This window comes from Psychrobacter sp. (genome assembly GCF_036731945.1).
GTDB lineage: Bacteria > Pseudomonadota > Gammaproteobacteria > Pseudomonadales > Moraxellaceae > Psychrobacter.
This window is the reverse complement of sequence record NZ_DAINDI010000027.1, coordinates 19445-20609: the sequence shown is the minus strand read 5'-3', so window position 1 is coordinate 20609 and position 1165 is coordinate 19445. Positions and strand designations below refer to the sequence as shown.

At 50.5% G+C, this 1165-nt stretch carries 1 protein-coding gene; it reads left to right on the top strand.

Annotated elements, in window-relative coordinates; all coding sequences use genetic code 11:
• The coding region (locus tag V7D75_RS07295) for a BCCT family transporter (protein ID WP_333614041.1) at nucleotides 1-1165 on the top strand (1165 nt) is incomplete at both ends.

Here is a 1165-nt window from a genome sequence, read left to right as displayed (position 1 = left end):
TATGGGCAATTTTGATGCCTATCAATGCCAGCACGACGATGAAAACAGTCGTTGATTGGATTGCGACCAATCTTGGCTGGTATTATGTGATTACCATGGTGATGGTCATCGGTTTTGTGCTGTGGGTAGCACTGTCTAAAGCAGGTAGCATACGCCTCGGGCCTGATGATTCGCGGCCACAGTATAAACTGGGAACGTGGGCAGCGATGTTATTTGCCGCTGGGGTAGGCATTGACATGCTGTTTTTCTCAGTCACTGGCCCCGTCGTACAGTATTTGACCCCGCCGTCTGGTGAAGGAGCAAGTGCTGCTGCTATGCAAGACGCTGTGGTTTGGACAATGTTCCATTACGGCATTGCCGGCTGGTCTATTTATGCACTGCTTGGTATGGCAATGGGCTATTTTGCCTACCGCTGGGGCATGCCTTTATCCATTCGGGCGGCGCTTTATCCGCTGCTCGGTAAGCGGGTAAAAGGTCCTATCGGCCATGGTATTAGTATTCTTGCCTTGGTCGGCACAGTGTTCGGCGTGGCGACGACCATGGGTATCGGCGTGGTACTCTTAAACGTTGGTTTCTCAAAGTTATTTGGTTTTGAAGAAGGCTTAACGTTACAGATTGCCCTCGTGGTTGGCGCGGTTGTTTTGACCATTTTGGCCACTACTTCAGGGGTTGATCGCGGTATCCGCTGGATCTCCGAGCTCAATCTATGGAGCGCGGTGGCAATGATGGCGTTTATTCTAATCGCTGGCGAGACGGCGTTTTTGTTAAATGCCTTAGTCGAAAATTTAGGTCAGTTCTTTGTCACACTTCCTGCTCGGATGTTCAAAACCTTTGCCTATGTTCCCGGTAGTAGCGATTGGATGGGCAGTTGGACGTTATTCTTTTGGGCGTTTTGGCTGGCATGGGGGCCGTTCGTTGGGGTGTTTTTGGCGCGTATTTCGCGCGGACGCACATTACGTGAGTTTGTTATCGCTGCGATTACGGTGCCGGTATTATGTGACTTTATCATTGTTTCTTTCTTTGGTAACTCCGCCCTTTATGAGGTATTACAAGGCAATACAGCCTTTGCTGAGCTGGCGGTTCAAAGCCCAGAGCGTGGTTGGTACGCGCTACTTGAGCTGTTTCCGGGGGCGACTATTTTGATAGCGTTAGCGACGCTTTCAGG